We start from the raw sequence: 15,066 nt of genomic DNA, 5'->3' as shown, positions 1-15,066 counted from the left end.
GCTGCGGACGCCGCCATCATGCCTCCAGCAACCGCTGTCCCACGTATTCGCCCTTGACCGGCGCGGCCGGTACCGCGAACAGCCCGCTCGCCTCGTGCCGGATGAACACCGACAGGGCGTCCCCCCGGTCCAGCTTTCGCTGCACCGGCACGAAACCGCGCAGCGGGTCGGCCTGCCAGCAGATGAAGAGCAGGCCGGCGTCCGGTGTTCCGTCCGTGCCGATTCCGTCGTGGAAGGAGAAGGGCCGGCGAAGCATCGCGGCGCCGCCGTTCTGTTCCGGCGCGGAGATACGGGCGTGCGCGTTGTCCGGGATGACGAGTTTCCCGTCCGGCCCGGTCGCGTCGAGGGCGAGCTCCGTGGTCTCCGTGCCGCCCGTCAGGGGGGCGCCGTCGGACTTGCGCCGGCCGATGACCTGTTCCTGCTTGCGCAGGGGGAGCCGTTCCCAGTCGTCGAGCAGCATGCGGATGCGGCGCACGACGGCGTAGGAGCCGCCCTCGAGCCACGGGTGGCCGGTGCCGGAGGGCACGAAGACGCGCTTGTCGAAATCGGGCTCCGACGGCTTCGGGTTACCGGTGCCGTCGACCTGCCCCATCAGATTGCGCGCGGTCATGGGCTGCGCGGTGGCGCCGGGCGAACGGTTGAAACCGTTCATCTGCCAGCGCACCCGGGCAGCCGTGCCCGCGGCCTTCTGCACGGCCCGCAGCGCGTGGAAGGCGACCAGCGAGTCGTTGGCACCGATCTGCACCCAGAGATCGCCGTCGGAGCGCTTTGCGTCCAGCCGGTCGGAGGAGAAGGGCGGCAACGGGTCGAGGCCCGGCGGCCGCTGGGCGACCAGGGAAGTGCGGTCGAAGAAGGAGTGGCCGAAGCCGAAGGTGACGGTCAGCGAGGAGGGTCCGGCGTCCAGCGCGATTCCCGTGTCCTCGTCGCCGGAGGGCCTGCCCGCCATCAGCTCGGCCGCCAGTGCCGACCAGCGCCTCATCAGAGCCGCGGCCTCCTTGCGCCCCGCACCGGGGGCGAGGTCGAACGCGACCAGGTGCCCGTGCGCCTGCTGCGGTTCTGTGATGCCGGCCTGGTGCGGCCGGTCGTGGAAGGCGATGCCGGTGGACCCGACCGTGGCCAACTCGACCGGGTCGTCCGCCGCCGCCGTGTACACGGCGGCGCCGCCTCCCGCACCGAGCACCAGCCCGGTGGCGCCGACGGCGCCCGCGGTGCCGAGCAGGCGCCGCCTCGAGATGCCGTCGCCGGCGCTGGCGTCGCCGGATGCGCCGCCGGAGGTCGTCACGGGTGTCACGGGTGTTTCGGGTGTCACGGTGGGTCAGCCGATCTCGATGTTCTTGTCGATGGTGGTCTGGTCGATGTCCGAGGTCCGCACGGTGACCTTGATCTGCCAGTCGCCCGGCATGGGGATCTGGACCGCGCTCGCGGCCCAGTGTCCCGCGGTTACGCGGTCCGGAGTGATCGGCAGCGGGCCGATCTCCTTCGCCTCCAGGGTGAAGGAGACCTTCACCTCGGGGGCGTCGAGGGCCTTGCCGTCCGGTGACTCGATCCACACGTGCATGTCGTTGGCGCCCGGAAGTGCCGGGTCCAGGCTGAGCCGGACCGTTCCCTTGCCGTTCCGGCCGCCCGTGTCGAAGGGGAGCTCGATCTCCTTGGGCCCGGCCGGCGCGGGGGCGGTCCGGGAGCTGCCCGCCTTGGCGGCCTGCTCCTCCGTGCGGCCGGGTTCGGTGGAGGTGAGCAGGGTCGTCACGGCAAGGAGGATCACGGCGACGCCTGCCTCCACCAGGACGGAGCGGCGCAGTCCGGAACGCTCGTCGTCCGCCTCGCGCTTGCGCTTCCGCTCGGCCGTCGCGACGGCGGCCTGCTGCCGCGCGAGTTGGGCCGCACGCTTCGAGTCGCCAGGGGCGGCAGCGGTCCCGTCGGTCGTGCCGGCGGTCGCACCGGACACCTCGGCGGTCGGACCGGTCGTGCCGGCGGTCGCACCGGACACCTCGGCGGTCGCACCGGGCGTCTCCTTCTTGGCCCCCCTCCCCGTGGGGACGTCCACGGCCTCGGACAACTGCCCGGTCCAGCGCCGCGAGCTCCATGCCACGGCGACCATCACGCCGACCAGAGCGATCTTGATCAGCAGCAGCTGCCCGTACCAGGTCCCGGTCAGCGCCGACCAGGAGCCGACCTGCCGCCACGACTGGTAGAGCCCGGTCCCCGCGAGCACGACCACGCTGACGAAGGCGGCGGTGGAGAAGCGCCGGACCGCCCCCCGCTCGATCTCCGGTGCCCGGTACAGGACGGTCAGCAGGGTGGCGAGCCCACCGAGCCAGACCGCGACAGCCAGCAGGTGCAGTACGTCGACGGGCATCGCGACGGCCGTCTGGAGACCCGTCGAAGCGTGCTCGGACAGTGCCCAGGTTCCGGCGATCCCGGCCGCGACAACCGTGCCCCCTATGGAGAGCCCGAAGGTCAGGTCCTTCTTCTCGGCACCCTCCTCCCGCTTCGCGTAAGCGCCGAACAGGACGGCCACGAACAGCGCCGCCGCGCCGAGCAGGAGCAGCCGTGAGACGAGCGCCGCCCCGGTCTTGCTCTCCAGAACGGCCGGCAGCGTCCCGAGGTCGAGGACGTCCGCGAGCCTGCCGGAACTCGTGTACGAGCCGCGCAGCAGCAGCATCGCGAGCGTGGACGCCGTCATGGCCACCCACCCCTGGACGACGAGACGCTGCACGGGCCGCACCGAAGCGCCGCGCTGCCAGCACAGAAGAACGAACGCCGCGCCGCCGACGAGCAGGATGAACCCGCCGTACGCCACGTACCGCGCCACGTCGTACAGGAGGCCGACGACTCCGCCGCCCGCCTCCTCGTCGGGCAGCGCGACCGTGGTCTGTGAGGGCGCGCCGATGGAGAAGGTGAAGGCCCCGGAGACGGGGTGGCTGTCCGCGGAGACGGCCTGCCAGGCGACCGTGTACGTGCCGTCCGGCAGACCGGGACGCAGGTCGACGCCGTAGACGACGGTGCCTCCGGTGCCGAGGTCGCGGATCTCGGCGGTGTCGGCCCGTTTGCCGCTCGGCTCCAGGACGCGGATCGAGTCGTCGCCCATGGCGATCTGCTCGGAGAAGGTGAGGGTGACCTCCTTGGGCGCGGTGGCCACCACCGCCCCGTCCCTCGGGTTGCTGCCGGTCAGCGCGGCGTGTGCCGACGCCGGGCTCGCGCCGGCCAGCAGTGCGCCGAGGAGCGTGCCGACCAGCACGGTCAGGGTGAGAAGCACCCGGACCGGGGACGTGCCGAAGCGCGGGGCGGTGGCTGTCATCACGTGATCAGTACCTCTCAGTGCTTCCGCGGATTGTGGGTGGTCTCCTTCACGGGAAGCTCGACCTTGATCGGGTCCGACTTCTCGAAGTGCAGCTCGATGGAGACCGTGTCGCCCTGCTTCGGCTGCTGCTTGAGCTCCATGAACATGATGTGGCTGCCACCACGTTCGAGGTCGAGCCCGCTGCCGGCCGGGATGTCGAAGGCCTCCACCTCCCGCATCTTCTGGTTCTTCGTCTCGTGGATCGTGACGTCGTCGGAGATCGTGCTGGTGATCGAGGTGAGCCTGTCCGCACTGCCGCCGTCGTTCTCGACGGTCAGGAAGCCGGCGGCCATGTCGCCGACGGGCTGCGGCATGAACGCGCCGGTGACCTTCAGCTCGGGTCCGCTGTCGGCCGAGCAGCCCGCCAGCGCCGCGGCCGCGCTCAGCGCGACGGCTGCGGCGAGAGGGGAGCGGCGCCTCACGGCTTCTCCCCCTTGACCAGCTTCGGCAGGTCCTCGGCCCATTCCTCGGCCGTGGTGTCCTCGCCGTACAGCACGTAACCCTGGTCCGTCTTCGGGGAGAAGGCGATGACCTGGGCGCCGTGCATGGACACCACCGTGCCGTCCTTCTCCTTCTTGGGAGCGTCGATGCCGATGCCGATCTGGCCGGCACCCGCCTGGATGGTCGGGAAGTCGCCGGTCAGCCCGATGAAGGACGGGTCACCCGCGCTGGGCAGCCACTTGCCGAGTTCGGCGGGAGTGTCGCGCTCGGGGTCGGTGGTGACGAAGACGACCTGGAGCTTGTCCTGGTCCGCCTTGGGCAGCTGCTTCTTGGCGATGGCGAGGTTGCTCATCGTCAGCGGGCAGACGTCGGGGCAGTGCGTGTAGCCGAAGTAGATCAGCGTGGGCCTGCCCTTGGTCGCCTCCCGCAGGTCGAACTTCTTGCCCTTGGTGTCGGTCAGTACCAGGTCCGGCTTGGCGTACGGCTGGGTCAGCACGGTCGCGGCCCCGGTCTTCGCCTCGGTGGAGACGTTGGCGACCGGGCTGCCGGAACTGTCGGCGTTCTGGGTGACGGCGACGCCCGCCACGACCGCGAAAGCGGCCGTGACGGCGAGAGCCGCGATCAGCGGCGCTCGACGGCTGCGGCGGGGCTCCCCGTCGCTCTTGGGGTTGTGCATGGGTTTTTCTCTTTCAGAGATGCGTACGGGGGCCGGTCAGGCGGAACGGCGGCGTCCGGCGAGGACGCCGAAGGCGACACCCGCGGCACCGACGAGGATGCCGACGACACCAAGGATGCGGGCGGTGGAGTCGCTGCTGTCCGCGGAGGCCGTCTCGGTCTTCGCCTCGTCGTGGCCCGTGGCCTCGGCGTCGCCCTTGGCGGCGGCGCCGGTCGCGCCGGCGCCGTGGTGGTCGTCGGCAGCGGCCGACAGTTCGAGGACGGGAGCCGGGGACTCGGGCTCCTCGCCGCCCGCCGTCGGCTCCTCGATCCAGCGCACGATCTCCTTGTTGTCGTACGTCTGGATGGCCTTGAACACCATCTGGTCGGTGTTCTCGGGAAGTCGGCCGAGCGAGACCGGGAACTGCTGGAACTGGCCCGGTCCGATCTTGGTGCCGTCGGCGGTCCAGGTGACCTTGGTGACCGCCTCGGTGATCTGCTTGCCGTGCACCTCGAGGGGCTTGTCCAGCTTGGCCTTGGTGACCTCGACCTTCCAGCCGGGCACGGGCTGCGGCATCACGGACGACAGCGGGTGCTCGGCCGGCAGGTTGATCTCGACCTTGACCGTCGAGGCGTTGTCGCGCTCGTTGGGCACCTTGACGTAGACGACCGCGTAACCGCCCTTGGCCGCCTCGCCCTGCGGCTCGACGCCGACGTGAGCGGATGCGGCGCCGGAGAACATCAGCACGGAGGCGGCGGCGACGGCGGACGCGGCAGCGATACGGGAAACGTTCATGACAGAAAGCTCCACGGTGAGGAGTGGTGTGGTGTGCCGTCGGCGCACGGATGTGCGCGGGCACCACGGCACCACTCCTGTCGAGTGGGCCGCGTCAGGCGCTGAGAACGAATACGGGCGGCGGCCCGCGCCTGATCACCGTGTGCTGAAGCTCCTGTGCCGCGCGGAGCGGGGACGACGAGTCCGCGACCGGCGCGGGAGACGGCCGGGCACCGGGGGTTCCCCGAAGTCCGGTGAGCAGTGTCCGCACGAGGAAGAGCGCGGCGCGCAGCGGACGCAGCCACGCGGTCTGCACGGCCTCGTGGGCCGACTCGGCGGACAGCCGGATCAGACGCAGCAGAGCCGCGTCGCCGCGGCGCAGCAGCAGACCGGTCGCGACCGCGGCAAGCATGTGCCCGAGCAGCATGGGCAGGGTCGGCAGCAGCTCCGGAGCGGCCACGACCTCCGCCGTGTGCGCGTGCGCGGTGTGCGCGGCCGGGTCGATGCCCGACAGGGTGACGATGCGCCGGGCGTCGGCGGCGCTCATCGAGGATGCGCCCGCTCCGCACACCAGCTCGGCGGCCATCCTGATCAGGGTCTCGTCGGCCGTCGGCGCGAGTTTCAGATGCGCCTGACCGGAGGCGAAGAGCGTGTGCAGCCCCAGTTGTCCCGCGGTGAGCACTCCGGCGATGGCAGGCAGTGAACGCTGCCTGCCCGCGAAGGGCGTGACCACGACGAACACCCCGACGAAGCCGAGGACCAGGGTCCACACGGGGACCGCCCGGCAGGCGGCCAGCACATGTCCCGTCCCGGACAGCACGACGCAGACCGCGGTGAACACCGCGGCCCTCAACAGCCGCAGACCGGCTCCTGCGCGAGCTGTGCGTATGGACCACATGGCCGGGTCATCATCGCACTGCGGTGTCGGCGCCCGTACGGCAGGTCCGGAAGATCCCCTTTGCCGACATACAACGGCGGGCGCGGAACGCGCATCCGCCGAACGAGGGCCGCAGCGGTGACGGTGCGCTTACGGAGCGTGGCTTGGGGCAATACGTATCGGTATGTCGAGCCGCGGCCGGGAGGCTGGAGCATGAGCATCTGGTGGTCACTCCATTTGCGGCGCGAGGCTGCGAGCGTGCCGCTCGCGCGGCGTCTGCTGCTCGGCGCGATGGAGACCGCGGGCGTCGATCCGGACATCTCCTACGACCTGTCGGTCGCTTTGACGGAGGCGTGCGCCAACGCCGTCGAGCACGGCGGCGACCGCGACACCGACGAGGCGTCCAGGGCGTACCGCGTGACCGCCTATCTGGACGGCGAGAAGTGCCGTATCGAAGTGGCAGATTCAGGGCCGGGTTTCCCCACCGGCCGCGTCTCCGTGCGCGGCCGCGCCGTCGGCGCCGCGCCCGCGACCGCCGAGAGCGGACGGGGCCTGTGCCTGATCGAGCAGCTCGCCGACCACGTCCATGTCGGCAACAGGCCGGGACGCGGTGCGGTCGTCAGCTTCGACAAGGTCCTCAAATGGCGGGAGGGCGCGCTGCTCGACGTGTCGTGAGCCGCGCGCCCTCCCGGGCATCCGCTGTTTCAGCCCTGCCTGAGAGAAGCCATCCAGGCCTCGACCTCGTCGGCCTGACGCGGCAGCGCCGCCGAGAGGTTCCTGTTGCCGTCCTCGGTGACGAGGATGTCGTCCTCGATACGGACGCCGATGCCGCGGTACTCCTCCGGCACGGTCAGGTCGTCGGTCTGGAAGTACAGACCGGGTTCGACCGTCAGGCACACGCCGGGCTCCAGGGTGCCGTCGACGTACGCCTCGGTGCGCGCGGCGGCGCAGTCGTGCACGTCCATGCCGAGCATGTGGCCGGTGCCGTGCAGCGTCCAGCGGCGCTGGAGGCCCAGTTCGAGCACACGCTCCACAGGTCCTTCCAGCAGGCCCCACTCGACGAGCCTCTCGGCGAGCACACGCTGTGAGGCGTCGTGGAAGTCGCGGTACTTGGCGCCCGGCCTGACGGCCGCGATGCCTGCCTCCTGGGCCTCGTACACGGCGTCGTAGATCTTGCGCTGGATCTCGGTGTAGCGCCCGTTGATGGGCAGGGTGCGGGTGATGTCCGCCGTGTAGAGGGTGTGGGTCTCCACGCCGGCGTCCAGCAGCAGCAGGTCGCCGGAGCGGACCGGGCCGTCGTTGCGGACCCAGTGCAGGGTCGTGGCGTGCGGTCCGGCGGCGCAGATCGAGCCGTAGCCGATGTCGTTGCCCTCGACGCGTGCACGCAGGAAGAACGTGCCCTCGATGTAGCGCTCGCTGGTGGCCTCGGCCTTGTCGAGGACCTTGACGACGTCCTCGAAGCCGCGAGCGGTGGAGTCGCACGCCTTCTGCAGCTCGCCGATCTCGAACTCGTCCTTCACGGCGCGGGCCTCGGAGAGGAAGACGCGCAGCTCCTCGTCGCGCTCGGCGGTGACCTTGTCCGTCAGCGCGGCCTCGATCCCGGCGTCGTGGCCGCGCACCACCCGCACCGGGCCGGTGGCCTCGGTCAGCTTGCCGGCCAGCTCGCGCACGTCCTCGGCAGGGAGGCCCAGCAGCTGCTCCGCCTCCGCGAGGGAGTGGCGGCGGCCGACCCACAGCTCGCCCTGGCCGGACAGCCAGAACTCGCCGTTCTCCCGGTTGGAGCGGGGCAGCAGGTGGATGGTGGCCACGTGCCCCTCACGCCTGGGCTCCAGCACCAGGACGCCGTCCTCGGTCTGGTCGCCGGTCAGGTAGGCGTACTCGGTGGCCGCGCGGAAGCTGTACTCGGTGTCGTTCGAGCGCGTCTTCAGGTTTCCCGCGGGGACGACCAGACGCTCGCCCGGGAAGCGCGCGGAGAGCGCGGCACGGCGGGCGGCGGTCCGCTCGGCCTGTGCGATGGGCTCGAGGCCGTGCAGCTCCGTGTCGGCCCAGCCGGTGGTCATGTTCTCGGCCAGCTCGTCGGAAACCCCCGGGTAGAGGCCGTTCTTGCGCTGCTTGATCGGCTGCTCCTCGCCCTCCGGACCCGCTGCTTCAGCAACAGGACCGGATTCCGCCGGGGTGAGCTCCTCAGCCACGTCTGCCTCCTGGGCTTGTCGGCCTTGCCGTTACGACACCTGGCCCCTCGGCCGGGTTCGGCAAGGGGACCCCTCCATCGTATGTGCGACCGGAAGAGGACCCGAAGGAGGTGTGAGGAATCAGTCGAAACGGGCGGCAAGCAGGATGATGTCCTCCCCGTCCTCGTCGGCGTCCGCCCCATCGGGGAGGACGGCCCGCAGAACGTGGTCCGCGATCGCCGCGGGGTCGCCGCGCAGTGCCCGGGGCACGCTCGCGGCCGCCGCGTGCAGACTCGCGAAGGCGCGGTCCATGGGGGCGCCGGTGCGCCGCAACAGGCCGTCCGTGTACAGCAGCACCGTTTCTCCACGCTGGGGGCGCAGCTCCACACTCGGCGCCTCCCAGCAGGCGAGCATCCCGAGAGGGGCGGACAGGGAGGTCTCCACGAACTCGGTGCGCTGCTCCCCGATCACCAGTGGCGGTGTGTGACCGGCCCCGGCGAACACGATCTTCCTGTCGGCGGGTTCGGCATAGGCGAAGAGCGCGGTGGCCGTGCGGGCCGGCTCGGTGAGACGCAGCAGCAGTTCGAGATCGGACAGGACCGCGACCGGGTCCTCGCCCTCCATGACCGCGTACGCCCGAAGCGACGCCCGCAGCCTGCCCATGGCGGCGAGAGCGCTGGGGCCGCAGCCGCTGACCGATCCCACCGCGAGGCCCAGGGCGCCCTCCGGCAGCGGCAGCGCGTCGTACCAGTCGCCGCCGCCGTGCGGGCCGCTGTGGTGCCGGGCGGCCAGCTGGACGCCGGACACCCGCGGAAGACGGCTGGGGAGCAGCTCCTCCGCCACGGTCGCGACGGTGGAACGGGCGTGCTCCAGCTCGAGCAGGCGGGCGAGATGCGCGGTGGCAGTGCGCATGTAGAGGCCGACGAGGTGGCACTGGCGCTCGACGGGCGCGGCCGGTTCGTCGTAGAGCCAGACGGCCGCGCCGAGGGTGCCGGTCTCCTCAGTGGCGAGCGGCACCGTGTATCCGGCCGCGTAACCGAGCCGGAGGGCGACCTCGCGGTGGAGGGGGTCGAGCGAGTCGTCGGCGAGCAGGTCGGGTTGGGCCACGGGGGCGGGGACGCCCGCCGGGCCGTTGAACCGTCCGTCGAGGATGCGGCCGTACGCCGTGGCCCCGCGCGGCACCGTCTCGATGTGCCCGAGGTCGGAGCGGGTCAGGCCGAGGCCTCTGGCCAGGGCCGGGCCCGGGTCGTCGTCGAGAGGGCTGTCCCGCGCGCGGTTGTGCGGCGGTTCGAGGACGACCAGACCGCGAGGGGCGCCCACGAGTGCGGCACCCGCGGCGAGCAGTTCGTCGAGAGCGTCGTCGAGCGTGCCGGTTCTGATCAGCCGCTCGGTGAGTTCGTGGAGCGTGGTGAGGTCGGAGACCCAGGCGGCGAGCCGGTCCTGGAGCACCGCTCCGGCCGCAGGGGGCGCGGCGGGGACGGGGGGCAGGGTGGCGGGAGTGTGCGCGGGAGCGGGAACCGTTGAGTCGATTCCAGCCACTTTCGGCAGGTGAGGGGCGCTCATGTCAGCCGGCCTTTCGGCAGGTGGGTTTCGCTCAATAGCATCGCAAACCCCCATGTCATTCTGCGCCGCTATCAATGCATCCACATCTACACGCACACGTAAGGTGATGTCCAGCACTGTCCCGGTGGGATTGATGGTGTCTGGGGGGTGCTGGGGCAGCTGGTAACTTGGCTTGAAAATGCACCTGATGGCGTGCGATTGGGGTCGACTGATGGCGTTCGGCAGGGGGTGTCCCGGGGCGAAAGCCCAGGGAGAAGCGTCATTGCAAGCGTGCTGGGTACGTAAACGGTGATGACCGGGCGCAGTTGGAAGCGCCCCGGAACCTGGCGGCGGGCCCGGGCGTCCTAACAGCCGGAGGCCGCGCCTCATCCCCGAGTGGCGGGGAAGAAGTACAGCGGGACAGCAAGCGCCAGGCGCACGCCACCCCTCGCCACCCGTTTAATGGACCACAGCCCACGTTCGGCCCCCGTGGCGACGATCCTGTCGCCGGCGAACCAGGGGGCGCCCATGCCACTGGCAAGGGCCGATGAAGCGTCGATCAGCACGCGCACTTGTACGCACAGTAATGAGCTGCACACCGATGTGATGTGGACCCCGGCGTTCAACGGAAAGGAACGAGCGCTCATGCGCGAGATCCTCGGAAGGCGACGCAGGCTACGGAACCGGCGCAAGAAGGGCCCTGTTCAGCTCGAAGCGGCGCTGACGTGTGCCGTGGCGTGGCAGTGGCCCGTGCTTCCCGGTGTGGGAATGAAAACGGCCGGTGGCGACGGGCCGGACGGCAACGGCAACGGCAACGGCAAGGGCAGGGGCAGAAGCCGCGAGGACCGCGGATGCGCCTGCCCCGATCCCGAGTGCGTCGTCCCCGGCGCGCACCCCTTCGATCCCGGAATCCTCGCCGCGACCACCGACGAGCGGATGATCCGCTGGTGGTGGACCAATCGGCCCTCGGCCCCGATCATGCTGGCCACAGGGGGCCCTTCGCGGGCCGGATCGTCCGGGGAGGGCCGAGCGCCGTGCGCGGTGAGCCTGCCCGCGGTCGCCGCCGCCCGTGCGCTGTCCGTGCTCGACCGGATGGAAATGCGCCTGGGGCCGGTCGTCGCGACCCCCACCCGGTGGTCGCTGCTGGTGGCCCCGTACACCCTGGAACAACTCGGCGAACTGCTTTACGCCAAGGACTGCGTACCGAGTTCTCTGCGCTTCCACGGCAGCGGCGGCTATCTGGTGCTGCCGCCGTCGGAGACGGGCACGGGACAGGTGCGGTGGGAGCGGGCCCCGATGCCCGGTTCGGCCGCGCCGTGGCTGCCGGACGTGGAAGCGGTCGTCGACGCTCTGGTCGAGGCGAGCGCGAGCGCTTCGCCCGGCAGCGGACTGCACCCGCCGGAGGCCGGAGACGGCAGCCGGCTCACGTACTGACCGTCCGGCAGGCCCCGAGCGGTCCGAGCCGTCACTCGTACGGGTAGCGACTGGGCCGAGTTGTCACGGAACCGGGCGCGCGGTCGGCCGTGCGCCCGTACTCCGCCGATATCTTCGGGCCATCGTGACGAAACTCCCGCAGCCGGCAGGATGCCCATGAACCTCCGCAAGACCGGGCTCGCCGCCCTCGTGTTGACCGCCACGCTGCTGCCGCTCGTCGCGTCGGCGGGTCCGGCGCCCGTCGACGACACGAAGAACGGGAGCCGGGTCGTGGGGCCCGGTCTGCTGCCGGCGCTCGGCGTGCCGGACGGCGCCGACGGCGGCGCATCTTCGAATCAGGGTGGCGACGCGGGCGCTGCCGCTGCCGATGAAGATGAGGTCGGAGCCTTTGGGGAGGCGGTCCCGCGGACGACTTCCAGATGTGGGCCGGAACTCGCCTCACCCGGCGGGATCGATGCGCAGACCTGTGTGCTCACCAGTGACGGCAGAACCTGGGCCCGTACCTATTTCCGCAATGCGACCGGCGAGAAATTGACGTCCGTGCTCACTCTGATGGCACCGGGCGGACGTACTGTGCAGACCAACTGCAGGGCTCGGACGGGCGATGATCCGCGCACTTGTGAAACGCCCCGTGAACCTTCTCGCGGCCCTGCTTCGGCCTACTCCGCGGTGGCCGAGTTCGCCGCTCACGACGCAACGGGCGACGGGCGGCTGTTGCTGCGGTCGGGGAGCAACTCCCCGGATCCCAGGGGCGGTTGAGGCGACCGAGGCGGCCTCGGAAATGGAAACGCCCGATCGCTGGCGACGGGGGATGCACCAGCGACCGGGCTTCTAGAACGGTAACAAGAGATCTGCGGTTCGCAAATTCGATCTCTCGTATTCGGACAGGGATTTACCTTCCGATTGAGCGAGTTGTGACTGGCGTCACCCGGCGCCCGGCGGTAATCGTCACTCTCAGCTGAGTGTCACCTGGCGGTTGGTGAGACCGCCGCGTGACCGGCGCTCCTCCGCGGTCAGCGGAGCGTCGCTCTCCAGCGCGGCGGTCAGCCGCTCGGCGAACTCGGCGGCGGGCTTCTCGCACTCCTCGGCGCCCATCGTGGTCGGCAGGTCCCACACCGGGACCATCAGCCCGTGCGCACGGAAGGAACCGACCAGCCGGGTCCCCTCGCCGAGCGACGAACTGCCGGCGGCGTGCAGCCTGGCCAGGGCGTCGAGCAGCTGCTCCTCCGGGTGCGGCATGACCCAGCGGAGATGGTTCTTCTCCGGGGTCTCGCACCAGTAGGCGGCGTCGACGCCCGCGAGCTTCACCGTCGGAATCGCTGCCGCGTTGGCGCGCTCGAGAGAGGCGGCCACCTCGGGCGACGCCTGCTCGGCCGAGGCAGGGACCCAGAACTCGAAGCCGGAGTGGACGGTCGGCTCGAAAGAGGCGTCCGCGTCGAGCAGATCCTGCAGCCGAACTCCGTCGGCCGCGGCCGTGCCGGGGGTGACGGGAGTGCCGGGCTCGGCCGTGAGAGCCCGCTGCAGGGTGCTCGCGAGGTCGCGGCTGAGGTCACCGGAAGGGGTGTCGTTCTGCAGCCCGAGCAGCACCGAGCCGTCATCGCGGCGCAGTGCCGGCCACGCCATGGGGAGCACCGTCGCGAGCGTCACGGACGGCACGCCGTCGGGAAGGCCGTCCTTGAGGGTGAGTTCGACGGTCGCGGCGGGAACCAGCTCGCGCAGGGCCACCCAGTCGCACTCGCCCGGCAGCCCCTCGAAGGGCCGCTGGACCAGCTCGGTCACGGCGTGCGACGCGGCACGGCCGTGACAGGCCTTGTAGCGGCGGCCCGAGCCGCAGGGGCAGGGCTCGCGGGCTCCCACGACCGGAACCGGCTCATTGACGCCTGCGGCGCGGGCCCCGTTCCTGTGCTGGGGCTTGGTCGCCTTCGTCTGGGGGCGCTTCTTGGCCATGGTGTGGCTTTCTCCCGATTGCGGCGGTGCTGTGTCGGGCGCGAGCCTAGTCGTACGCCGCCTCTGCGGGGGAACAGCGGGCGCTGCCACCTCGAAAGTCGCCGACGACCGCCGTGGAGAGGGGCCGAGTGCGCGTCGGCCGCGTCGGCCTGGTCCTCCGTCTGCCGCGGCGTCGTCAGTGGAGGTCGTCGTCAGTCGAGATCGTCGAAAGCGTCGGCGAAGTCGAACGAGGGACCGGCGACGCGCGTGGCGAAATCCTCGCGGCGATGCCCTTCCGTGACGATCACCCACACCGTGACCTCACCGGTCGCGGTGTCGCGTACGCCCCATTCCTGCGCCAGCGCCGAAATGATGTTCAACCCCCGGCCGCCTCGCGCGGTGACCGAGGGCGTGGCCGGAACAGGACGGGTCGGCCCGCCTCCGTCCGTCACCTCGACCGTGAGCCGCCCGACGTTGTCGACGCCCCACGCTGCCAGTACGTCCCCGTCGCCCGCATCGCCGTGCCCCAGCGGTCTGCCGTGCCGGCATGCGTTGCTGAGCAACTCGGAAAGGATCAGCACCGCATCGTCGACGACCGCTTCCGACACACCGCTGCGGCTCAGCTGCTCGCGCATCCTGTGTCGCGCCTTGCCCACGCCCGCAGGGCCATGGGGTACGGCCATGCTCGACGACGTGGGCACCTCCTGTGCCACCACAAACGCCACCCCCGAGACCTCCTTTGCCCCACGCCACGGTGTGAATGCCCCAATGGACTGGACCGGAAACCGGCCAAGGGCGCAGCAGTGACGTAGTCGACACGATCGAGTACGTACCGAACGCGCCGGGGCACTCGCCATGAAGCGGATCAGAGGCGGCCCAGCTGGGACAGCACCTGCTTGGGGCGGTTGGTGATGATGGCCTCCACGCCCAGCCGCACGCAGAGCTCGACGTCCTCCGGCTCGTTCACGGTCCAGACGTGGACCCGGTGGCCCGCGCGGTGCAGCCGGTCGACGTAGCCGGGGTGGTTGCGCACGATCCGGATGCCCGGACCGGCGATCCGGGCGCCGGCCGGCAGCCGGCCCTCGCGCATCCGAGGCGTCATGAACTGCATCAGACAGACGGTGGGGACCCTTGGCGCGGCCGCCGCGATCCGGTGCAGGGAGCGGGCGGAGAAACTCATGACGCGCACCGCGGACTCGTCGGGCGAGGCCGGTGCCGACAGCCCGAACCGCCCCAGCAGCTGCAGCAGCCGCTCCTCGACCTGTCCCGCCCAGCGGGTGGGGTGCTTCGTCTCGATGGCCAGCTCGACGCGGCGGCCGGAATCGGCCACCAGCTCCAGCAGCCGCTCCAGGGTGAGGACGGAGGTGAGGGACGGGTCCCTCCAGTCCGGGCTCTCCGTCGCGTCCTTCCAGGAACCGAAGTCGAGGGCGGCGAGATCCGCGAGCTCCAGGGCGGAGACCGCACCCCGTCCGTTGGACGTGCGGTTCACCCGACGGTCGTGGACGCAGACCAGATGACCGTCGGCGGTGAGCCGTACGTCGCACTCGAGAGCGTCCGCGCCGTCCTCGATCGCCTTCCGGTAGGCGGCCAGGGTGTGCTCGGGGGCGTCTTCCGATGCGCCGCGGTGGGCGACGACCTGGATGCTGTGCTGCCGTGCTTGGGTCACCGCGTCATGGTGTCACCGTGACGGGGTAGGCGTGTGCACGGTCCCCGAGAACGGCGAAAGCGAGCGGGCGGACGCCCCGTGGGTGACCCGAAGGGCGTCATGAAGGTGCGCCCGTATTGTCGGAAGTAAAGGATTGCCGGAATACGCACAGGTCCTGCTTACAGTGGCCTGACGTGCGGTGGGAAAAGCTGGCCCCGGAAACTCGACACGGAATCCGACGTGGAACCTGAGGAGAAAGAC

Annotated in this window: 15 protein-coding genes; 3 read left to right on the top strand and 12 right to left on the bottom strand. The window is 70.9% G+C overall.

The window, feature by feature from the left end:
• Positions 1-16 precede the first annotated feature (16 nt).
• The 6 genes from efeB to ACFYV1_RS15580 all read right to left on the bottom strand — a co-directional run bounded on the left by efeB (position 17) and on the right by ACFYV1_RS15580 (position 6,108).
• On the bottom strand, positions 17-1,291 hold the full coding sequence (gene efeB, locus ACFYV1_RS15605; protein ID WP_389396003.1) for an iron uptake transporter deferrochelatase/peroxidase subunit: 1,275 nt from the start codon (positions 1,289-1,291) through the stop codon (positions 17-19).
• A 24-nt stretch (positions 1,292-1,315) separates the two neighbouring features.
• Entirely contained in the window at positions 1,316-3,298 is a 1,983-nt protein-coding gene (locus ACFYV1_RS15600) for a copper resistance CopC/CopD family protein (RefSeq protein ID WP_389396002.1), read from the bottom strand.
• 17 nt (positions 3,299-3,315) lie between these two features.
• Positions 3,316-3,762, bottom strand: coding sequence for a copper chaperone PCu(A)C (locus ACFYV1_RS15595; protein ID WP_389396001.1), 447 nt, complete (start codon positions 3,760-3,762; stop codon positions 3,316-3,318).
• Positions 3,759-4,457 carry an SCO family protein gene (locus ACFYV1_RS15590; protein ID WP_389396000.1) on the bottom strand — a complete coding sequence of 233 codons (699 nt, stop codon included), beginning with the start codon at positions 4,455-4,457 and terminating at the stop codon, positions 3,759-3,761. Before ACFYV1_RS15590 ends, ACFYV1_RS15595 begins: the two co-directional genes overlap by 4 nt.
• Positions 4,458-4,493: 36 nt before the next feature.
• Complete coding sequence (locus ACFYV1_RS15585) at positions 4,494-5,231, bottom strand: YcnI family protein (RefSeq protein ID WP_389395999.1); 738 nt, start codon at positions 5,229-5,231, stop codon at positions 4,494-4,496.
• 94 nt (positions 5,232-5,325) lie between these two features.
• The gene (locus tag ACFYV1_RS15580; protein ID WP_389395998.1) at positions 5,326-6,108 is read right to left on the bottom strand and encodes a hypothetical protein; all 783 of its coding nucleotides are present in this window, start codon (positions 6,106-6,108) and stop codon (positions 5,326-5,328) included.
• A gap of 192 nt (positions 6,109-6,300) precedes the next feature.
• On the opposite strand from ACFYV1_RS15580, the gene ACFYV1_RS15575 reads away from it, so the two are divergent.
• A complete protein-coding gene (locus ACFYV1_RS15575; RefSeq protein WP_389395997.1) occupies positions 6,301-6,762 on the top strand; it encodes an ATP-binding protein in 462 nt (153 codons plus the stop codon).
• Between the two features lie 29 nt (positions 6,763-6,791).
• On the opposite strand, the gene ACFYV1_RS15570 is transcribed toward ACFYV1_RS15575, so the two are convergent.
• The 3 genes from ACFYV1_RS15570 to ACFYV1_RS15560 form a co-directional block, all read right to left on the bottom strand.
• Positions 6,792-8,279 (bottom strand): aminopeptidase P family protein, encoded by a 1,488-nt coding sequence (locus ACFYV1_RS15570; RefSeq protein WP_389395996.1) that lies wholly within the window; start codon positions 8,277-8,279, stop codon positions 6,792-6,794.
• Between the two features lie 120 nt (positions 8,280-8,399).
• Positions 8,400-9,938, bottom strand: a complete 1,539-nt coding sequence (locus ACFYV1_RS15565; protein WP_389395995.1) for a PP2C family protein-serine/threonine phosphatase — start codon at positions 9,936-9,938, stop codon at positions 8,400-8,402.
• Between the two features lie 248 nt (positions 9,939-10,186).
• Positions 10,187-10,447, bottom strand: coding sequence for a hypothetical protein (locus ACFYV1_RS15560; protein ID WP_389395994.1), 261 nt, complete (start codon positions 10,445-10,447; stop codon positions 10,187-10,189).
• Between ACFYV1_RS15560 and ACFYV1_RS15555 the strand changes: the two genes are divergently transcribed.
• On the top strand, positions 10,446-11,234 hold the full coding sequence (locus tag ACFYV1_RS15555; RefSeq protein WP_389395993.1) for a bifunctional DNA primase/polymerase: 789 nt from the start codon (positions 10,446-10,448) through the stop codon (positions 11,232-11,234). The two genes, ACFYV1_RS15560 and ACFYV1_RS15555, sit on opposite strands and share 2 nt — an antisense overlap.
• A 156-nt stretch (positions 11,235-11,390) precedes the next feature.
• Entirely contained in the window at positions 11,391-11,993 is a 603-nt protein-coding gene (locus ACFYV1_RS15550; RefSeq protein WP_389395992.1) for a hypothetical protein, read from the top strand.
• 195 nt (positions 11,994-12,188) lie between these two features.
• On the opposite strand, the gene ACFYV1_RS15545 is transcribed toward ACFYV1_RS15550, so the two are convergent.
• The 3 genes from ACFYV1_RS15545 to ACFYV1_RS15535 form a co-directional block, all read right to left on the bottom strand.
• On the bottom strand, positions 12,189-13,181 hold the full coding sequence (locus ACFYV1_RS15545; RefSeq protein WP_389395991.1) for a DUF5926 family protein: 993 nt from the start codon (positions 13,179-13,181) through the stop codon (positions 12,189-12,191).
• Between the two features lie 191 nt (positions 13,182-13,372).
• Positions 13,373-14,017: an ATP-binding protein gene (locus ACFYV1_RS15540; RefSeq protein ID WP_389395990.1), complete on the bottom strand. Its 645-nt coding sequence runs from the start codon at positions 14,015-14,017 to the stop codon at positions 13,373-13,375.
• 8 nt (positions 14,018-14,025) lie between these two features.
• A complete protein-coding gene (locus ACFYV1_RS15535) occupies positions 14,026-14,826 on the bottom strand; it encodes a glycerophosphodiester phosphodiesterase (RefSeq protein ID WP_389395989.1) in 801 nt (266 codons plus the stop codon).
• Between the last annotated feature and the right edge of the window lie 240 nt (positions 14,827-15,066).

Source organism: Streptomyces sp. NPDC003023, from assembly GCF_042888225.1.
Lineage (GTDB): Bacteria > Actinomycetota > Actinomycetes > Streptomycetales > Streptomycetaceae > Streptomyces.
This window is presented reverse-complemented; position numbering and strand designations above follow the sequence as displayed.

Excerpts from the sequence above, each read along its gene's own strand:
- ACFYV1_RS15600 (WP_389396002.1), bottom strand. The coding sequence starts at position 3,298 with ATGACAGCCACCGCCCCGCGCTTCGGCACGTCCCCGGTCCGGGTGCTT.
- ACFYV1_RS15590 (WP_389396000.1), bottom strand. The coding sequence starts at position 4,457 with ATGCACAACCCCAAGAGCGACGGGGAGCCCCGCCGCAGCCGTCGAGCG.
- ACFYV1_RS15585 (WP_389395999.1), bottom strand. The coding sequence starts at position 5,231 with ATGAACGTTTCCCGTATCGCTGCCGCGTCCGCCGTCGCCGCCGCCTCC.
- ACFYV1_RS15580 (WP_389395998.1), bottom strand. The coding sequence starts at position 6,108 with ATGTGGTCCATACGCACAGCTCGCGCAGGAGCCGGTCTGCGGCTGTTG.
- ACFYV1_RS15575 (WP_389395997.1), top strand. The coding sequence starts at position 6,301 with ATGAGCATCTGGTGGTCACTCCATTTGCGGCGCGAGGCTGCGAGCGTG.
- ACFYV1_RS15555 (WP_389395993.1), top strand. The coding sequence starts at position 10,446 with ATGCGCGAGATCCTCGGAAGGCGACGCAGGCTACGGAACCGGCGCAAG.
- ACFYV1_RS15560 (WP_389395994.1), bottom strand. The coding sequence starts at position 10,447 with ATGAGCGCTCGTTCCTTTCCGTTGAACGCCGGGGTCCACATCACATCG.
- ACFYV1_RS15550 (WP_389395992.1), top strand. The coding sequence starts at position 11,391 with ATGAACCTCCGCAAGACCGGGCTCGCCGCCCTCGTGTTGACCGCCACG.
- ACFYV1_RS15545 (WP_389395991.1), bottom strand. The coding sequence starts at position 13,181 with ATGGCCAAGAAGCGCCCCCAGACGAAGGCGACCAAGCCCCAGCACAGG.
- ACFYV1_RS15540 (WP_389395990.1), bottom strand. The coding sequence starts at position 14,017 with ATGGCGAGTGCCCCGGCGCGTTCGGTACGTACTCGATCGTGTCGACTA.